This window comes from Pseudokineococcus marinus, from assembly GCF_013004605.1.
Taxonomy (GTDB): domain Bacteria; phylum Actinomycetota; class Actinomycetes; order Actinomycetales; family Quadrisphaeraceae; genus Pseudokineococcus; species Pseudokineococcus marinus.
This window is the reverse complement of the sequence record NZ_JABEMA010000191.1, coordinates 1-6,098: the sequence shown is the minus strand read 5'-3', so window position 1 is coordinate 6,098 and position 6,098 is coordinate 1. Positions and strand designations below refer to the sequence as shown.

Annotated in this window: 8 protein-coding genes; all 8 read left to right on the top strand. The window is 74.6% G+C overall.

From position 1 onward, the window contains the following. Window positions 1-149: 149 nt before the first annotated feature. Window positions 150-401, top strand: a complete 252-nt coding sequence (locus HLB09_RS11780; protein WP_171203562.1) for a hypothetical protein — start codon at window positions 150-152, stop codon at window positions 399-401. A 68-nt stretch (window positions 402-469) separates the two neighbouring features. Beyond that, window positions 470-928, top strand: a complete 459-nt coding sequence (locus tag HLB09_RS11775; RefSeq protein ID WP_171203561.1) for a flagellar hook assembly protein FlgD — start codon at window positions 470-472, stop codon at window positions 926-928. An 82-nt stretch (window positions 929-1,010) separates the two neighbouring features. Next, window positions 1,011-1,916: a flagellar hook-basal body complex protein gene (locus HLB09_RS11770; RefSeq protein ID WP_171203560.1), complete on the top strand. Its 906-nt coding sequence runs from the start codon at window positions 1,011-1,013 to the stop codon at window positions 1,914-1,916. A gap of 378 nt (window positions 1,917-2,294) precedes the next feature. After that, on the top strand, window positions 2,295-2,612 hold the full coding sequence (locus tag HLB09_RS11765) for a flagellar FlbD family protein (RefSeq protein WP_171203559.1): 318 nt from the start codon (window positions 2,295-2,297) through the stop codon (window positions 2,610-2,612). Next, window positions 2,612-3,385: a motility protein A gene (locus HLB09_RS11760; RefSeq protein ID WP_171203558.1), complete on the top strand. Its 774-nt coding sequence runs from the start codon at window positions 2,612-2,614 to the stop codon at window positions 3,383-3,385. The genes HLB09_RS11765 and HLB09_RS11760 overlap by 1 nt, the downstream gene beginning before the upstream one ends. Beyond that, window positions 3,382-4,380, top strand: coding sequence for an OmpA/MotB family protein (locus HLB09_RS11755; protein ID WP_171203557.1), 999 nt, complete (start codon window positions 3,382-3,384; stop codon window positions 4,378-4,380). The genes HLB09_RS11760 and HLB09_RS11755 overlap by 4 nt, the downstream gene beginning before the upstream one ends. Before the next feature lie 52 nt (window positions 4,381-4,432). Continuing rightward, a complete protein-coding gene (locus tag HLB09_RS11750) occupies window positions 4,433-4,891 on the top strand; it encodes a flagellar basal body-associated FliL family protein (RefSeq protein WP_171203556.1) in 459 nt (152 codons plus the stop codon). A gap of 155 nt (window positions 4,892-5,046) precedes the next feature. Beyond that, entirely contained in the window at window positions 5,047-5,946 is a 900-nt protein-coding gene (locus HLB09_RS20035; protein ID WP_171203555.1) for a flagellar motor switch protein FliM, read from the top strand. The last annotated feature ends 152 nt before the right edge of the window (window positions 5,947-6,098 follow it).

Genomic DNA, 6,098 nt, shown 5'->3' with positions numbered 1-6,098 from the left:
CGTTCTCGATCATCGTCGCCGCCTCGAGGGCGAAGACGTGCGCGATCCGGCCGGTCGCGTGGGCCTCCTCGATGTCGGCGAGGGTCTCGCCCTTGACGACGAAGTCCTGGTGCGCCAGGTCGGCCATCCTGCCCGAGCTGCGCCGCGACATGGGGTCCACCGCGGGCGGCAGCGTCTCCCTCGGCGCGTCCGGCTGGGAGGGCAGCGGCGCCGACGGCGACGGCCGCGGCGCCTGGGCCGGCACCACCGGCCACGGCGCGGGCGGGCGCCCCTCTCACGGCCGCCCCGCCAGCGGCGAGCCCGTCACCGCCGCGGCCGGCACCTCGAGCGCCCCGCCGGGCGTCCACCCCGATCTCCGGGCCGGTGCCCCCGGGCCGGGACGCGTGGACCTCGTCGTCTAGGCGCCCCGCCCCAGCCGTCTCCCCGCTCGCCCGCCGACCAGTCCGACCCGTCGTCCCAGGAGGACCCCGTGCCCGCCATCTCCGGTATGCCGTCCGGTTTCACGCCGGCGCCGACCCCGGCGACGTCCGTCGACGCCACGGGCTCCAGCCAGCCCGTCCGCGTGCCGAAGCAGGAGCTGGACAAGGACGCGTTCCTGCAGCTCCTCGTCACGCAGATGCGCTACCAGGACCCCAGCCAGCCCATGGACACGACGCAGATGATGGCCCAGACCTCGCAGATGACGACCGTCGAGCAGCTGACGACGCTCGTCCGCTCGAGCCAGGCCGCCTTCGCGTCGCAGCAGCAGCTGTCGTCGTCCGCCCTCGTGGGGCAGACGGTGCAGTGGGCCGACACCGAGCTGAAGACCTCCGGGTCGGGCGCGGTCTCGGCCGTCCGCTTCACCGCCGACGGCCCCGTGCTGCGCGTCGGCGACGCCGACGTCCCGCTCGCGCAGGTCACCGGCGTGACGACCACCGCCACCGCCTGACCTGCGCGCCCGACCCGCACCGACCGCCACGCACAGACCAGCGACACCGACCCCGCACCACCCCCGCCTGAGGAGGCGCCCCGTGCTCCGTTCCCTGTTCACCGGCATCAGCGGCCTGCGGGCCCACCAGATGATGATGGACGTCACCGGCAACAACATCGCCAACGTCAACACCAACGGCTTCAAGGGCTCGGCGATCACGTTCCAGGACACGTACAGCCAGATGATCGAGGGCGCGAGCGCCCCGCAGGCCGGCCCGCCGGACCGCGGCGGCGTCAACCCCTCGCAGGTGGGCCTCGGCGTCCGCGTCGCCGGTATGACGACGAACTTCACGCAGGGCGCCACCCAGTCCACCGGCCGCGCCACCGACGTGATGCTCGACGGCAACGGCTTCTTCGTCGTCGACAGCGGCGGCGAGCAGCTCTACTCCCGCGCCGGCTCCTTCGACTTCGACCGCGACGGCACCTTCGTCAACAGCGAGGGCGCCAAGGTGCAGGGCTGGCAGGCGAGCAACACCGGCGTCTTCGGCCCGCAGGACGCCGCCAGCATGGGCGACATCAACCTCAACGACTCGGCGCCCCTCCAGCCGGCCGGAGCGCCCGCCGGGACCCCGGCCGAGCAGGCGCTCATGGGCTACCGCATCGGCTCCGACGGCGTCATCACCGGCGTCTACCGCGCGTACGACGGCCAGGTCACGCAGCAGGCCGTGGCGCGCATCGCCGTCGCGACCTTCGCCAACAACGGCAGCCTCGAGAAGGCCGGCTCCTCGCTGTACCGCGAGAGCGTCAACTCCGGCAACGTCGTCATCGACCCGCCCGGCCAGGGCGCCGCGGGCACGATGTCCACCGGCGCGCTGGAGATGTCGAACGTCGACCTCGCGCAGGAGTTCACCAACCTCATCATCAGCCAGCGCGGCTTCCAGGCGAACAGCCGCGTCATCACGAGCTCCGACGAGCTGCTCCAGGACCTCGTCAACCTCAAGCGCTGACGCCCCGCGGGCCCGCGTCCTCCCCGGGCGCGCCCGCTCCCGCACCCGTCCGCCCGGTGCCGCTCGACGCGGCACCGGGCGGTCGTGCGCTCCCACCCGTCGGCTGCCCGCACAGCGACCTGCGGGACACCCGCCACGCACGGCGCCTGCGGACGTCGTCGCAGGTCACGGGGCCGGCCGCCCACGCCGGCCGACTGCTCCGCAGGTCGCCGTGCGCCTGCCGCTGGTCTGGTCCGGACGGGTGGTCCTGCGCTCCGGCCGCCCGCCGGCGGCCCTCAGCCCGCCCCCCGTCCGGCCGATAGACCAGCGAGGCCCACGGACGGGCCCCCCGACGAGCGGTGCTCCCACCGCTCCACCGCTCGCCCAAGGACGGCCACCATGATCATCCTCACCCGCCTGGCGGGGTCCCGCTTCGCGGTGAACCCCGACCTCCTGGAACGCGTCGAGGCCACGCCCGACACGGTCCTCACGCTGCTCGACGGCACCAAGTACGTCGTCGCGGAGGGCCTCGAGGAGGTCGTGGGCCGCGTCGCGGACTACCGCGCCACCGTCATCGCGACGGCCCGCCGCCTCGCCGAGGAGCAGGCGGCCGCCGCCGAGCTCGAGCACCAGGTCGAGGCCGCGGCGCCGTGGCCGGACGACGTCACCCCCCGTCTCGCGCCGGCCGTGCCGCTGCGCCGCCGCAGGAGGTCCTGATGGATCCCGCAGCCATCGTCGGCATCGTCCTGTGCCTCGGGGCGATCCTCACCATGATGATCATGGAGGGGGGCAACCCCCTCGCGATCTTCCTGCCGCCCCCGATGATCCTCGTCTTCGGCGGCACGTTCGGCGTCGCCATCGCCGGCGGCCTGCTCAAGGACGCCAAGGCCGTCGTCGGCAGCCTCAAGAAGGCCTTCCTCTCGCCGCCGAAGAAGATGGACCAGACGGTCGCCACCATCGTCGAGCTGGCCGAGCGCGCCCGCCGCGAGGGCCTGCTGGCCCTCGAGGACGCCGTCAAGGAGGTGGAGGACGACTTCCTGCGGGACGGCCTTCAGGCCGCCGTCGACGGGACGGACCCCGAGGACCTCCGCACGATGATGCTCGACAAGAGCGACCAGAAGGCGGCCGCCGACAAGCGCTCGGCCAAGTTCTTCAGCGACATGGGCGGCTACGCGCCGACCATCGGCATCATCGGCACGGTCATCTCGCTCGTCCACGTGCTCGAGAACCTCTCCGACCCGGGCGGCCTCGGCCACATGATCGCCGGCGCCTTCGTCGCGACCCTCTGGGGCGTGCTCTCGGCCAACGTGTTCTGGATGCCCATCTCCAACCGCCTGAAGCGGCTGGCGGAGGTCGAGGCGGCGCAGATGAACCTCGTCGTCGAGGGCGTGCTCGCCATCCAGTCCGGCTCCAACCCGCGCCTCGTCAAGCAGCGCCTCGCCAGCCTCGTGCCGGAGGGTGAGCTGCCCGCCGACGAGAAGGCGGCATGAGCGCCGGCGGCGCCCACGGGCGCGGCCGCCGCGGCGGGGGCGGGCACGACGAGGGCGGCCACGACGGCCCGGACGAGCGCTGGCTCGTCAGCTACGCCGACATGATCACCGTGCTCATGGCCCTGTTCATCGTGCTCTTCGCCATCAGCCAGGTCGACGCCCAGAAGTTCCTGCAGCTCAAGCAGGGCCTCGCCGAGGGCGTCGGCGCCAGCAGCAGCATCCCCGTCGACGGTGGCTCCGGCCTCCTCGTCAGCAACGGCTCCATCGCCGCCCCCGCGCAGCCGCAGACCGCGGTGCAGGCCGAGTCGGTCGACGTCAGCGCCGCCGGGCAGGGCGCCTCCTCCTCGGCCGGCGGCGGCGCCTCGGCGATGCAGGCGGCCCGCGAGGAGGTCGAGCGGCTCGACGAGCTCCAGCGGCAGCTCGACGCGTCGCTGCAGAGCGGCGGCCTGGGGGACCGGGTGGACTTCCGCATCACCGAGCGCGGCCTCGTCGGGGCGATCGTCGCGGACGACGTCTTCTTCGAGTCCAGCAGCGCCGCGCTCCGCGAGACGGGCCGGGCGGTGCTCGACGCGATGGCCCCCGTCCTCGACGCCGACCAGCACCCGCTCGAGCTCCAGGGCCACACGAACTCCCTGCCGGTCCGCGGCGGCCTGTACCCCAGCAACTGGGAGCTGTCCGCCGCCCGCGCCGCCTCGGTCGTCCGCCACCTGGAGTCCGACGGCGTGGCCTCGGACCGCATGACCGCCGTCGGGTACGGCCAGACCCGGCCCCTCTACCCGGGGAACGACGAGCAGGCGCTCTCGGGCAACCGCCGCGTCGACCTCGTCGTCCTCTCCGACCAGCCGGCCGAGGTCAAGGCCCTGCTGCCGGAGGCGGCCGCCGAGGCCGCCGCCAGCGCCGCGCCGCCCGAGCCGCAGGTCGCCCCGGCCGCCGTCGCGCTCGCCCCGCCGGTCGAGGCCTCCGCCGCCGACCACGCCGACGCGGGAGGCCACTGACGTGGCCGTCCAGCGCACCACCGCAACCCCCACCACGACCACGGAGAAGTCCATGCCCGCCAAGACCGCCGCGCCCGCCGACGCCGAGGCCGAGGCGCCCAAGAAGAAGAAGCTGCCGCTGCTGATCGGCGGGGTCGTGGCGCTCGTCGCCGTCGGCGCCGGCGCCTGGTTCTTCGTCCTCGCCCCCGGCGACGCCGAGGCCGCCGCGGAGCCGGAGCCCGAGCCCGAGAAGGGCGAGGTCGTGCCCCTCGAGCCGGTCTCGATCAACCTCGCCAACGGGTCGTACCTGCGGCTGGGCCTGGCGCTCCAGCAGACGGTCGAGGCCGCGGAGGCCGTCGACGGCAGCGAGGCGCTCGACCTCGCCATCAAGACCTTCTCCGGCCGGACCACGGAGGAGCTGGCGAAGCCCGAGGTCCGCGACCAGCTGAAGGCCGAGCTCCTCGGCGAGGTCGAGGAGGCCTACCCCGACGAGGTCATGGAGATCTACTTCACCGAGTTCGTCACCCAGTGACCCGCTGAGGACGTCGGCCCCGCCCCGGACGGGCGGGGCCGACGTCCTCACCGAGGTCACCGGCGCGCCGGGCTCAAGCACCGGCGCGGCGCGGCCGATGCAGTGGCGTGCCCACCACCCGATCAGCGCAGCCGAGCGCCACCGCCGGCCGGCCGGTGAGCGCGCGCCAGCGTCGCCGCGGCGCCGTGGTCCCCTGGGACTTCCGCGCCTCCGGCCGCATGGCGCGCGAGCACCTGCGCGTGCTCGAGCTCGCCTTCGAGACCCTCGCCCGCCAGTGGACGACGCAGATGGTCACGCGCCTGCGCGCGGACGTCGCCGTCGAGCTGCGGGCGGTCGAGCAGACCACCTACGACGAGCACGCCAGCACGCTCTCGGTGCCGTCACCGCTCGTCGTCATCGGCACGGACATCGGGGCCGCCGGCCTCCTGCACGTCCCCGCCGAGGTCGTCCTGTCGGTCGTCGACCACGGCCTGGGGGGCCCGGGCCGCCAGCAGGAGGCCCGGGAGCTCACCGAGCTCGAGGTCGGGGTCCTGCGCGACCTCGGCGACAAGGCGATGGCCGCCCTCGACTACGCCTTCGCCACCATCACGCCGCTCGGCGCCCGCCGGACGGCCACCGAGCAGATCCCCCAGCTCGCCCAGGCCGCGCAGGCGTCCGACCAGGTCGTCGTGGCCCACCTCACGGTCACCGTGGGCGCCACCACCGGCGAGGCCACCCTCGCCCTGGTCCTCGCGCCCCTCCAGGCCCGCCTCGGCTCGTCGACCGCGCCGGCGCGCTCCGCCGAGGAGCTCGAGGCCGAGGCGCGCGCCCAGGCCGCCGTCGTCGGCGCCATGCCCCGCGTGCCCGTCGAGGTCGCCCTGCGCCTGACGCCCACGCGCGTCACCTCCGACCGGGTCCTCGACCTCGCCGTGGGCGACGTCGTGCCCCTCGGCCACCCCACGTCCCGCCCCCTCGAGGTCGTCGTCGCCGGGCTCGTGGTCGCCCGCGCCGTCCCGACGGCGTCCTCCACCCGCCTGGCCTGCATGGTCGTGTCCACCGAGGAGAACCCGCGATGAGCGCCCCCACCACCACCGCCCCCTTCGGGGTCGCCGATCTTGCCGACGGTGGCCGGGTTGATGCGGTGGAGCGCGGCGAGCTCGGTGGTCGAGGGCACCTGGGTGCCCTCCGGGAAGGTGCCGACGAGGACGCCGTCGGAGACCTGGCGGGC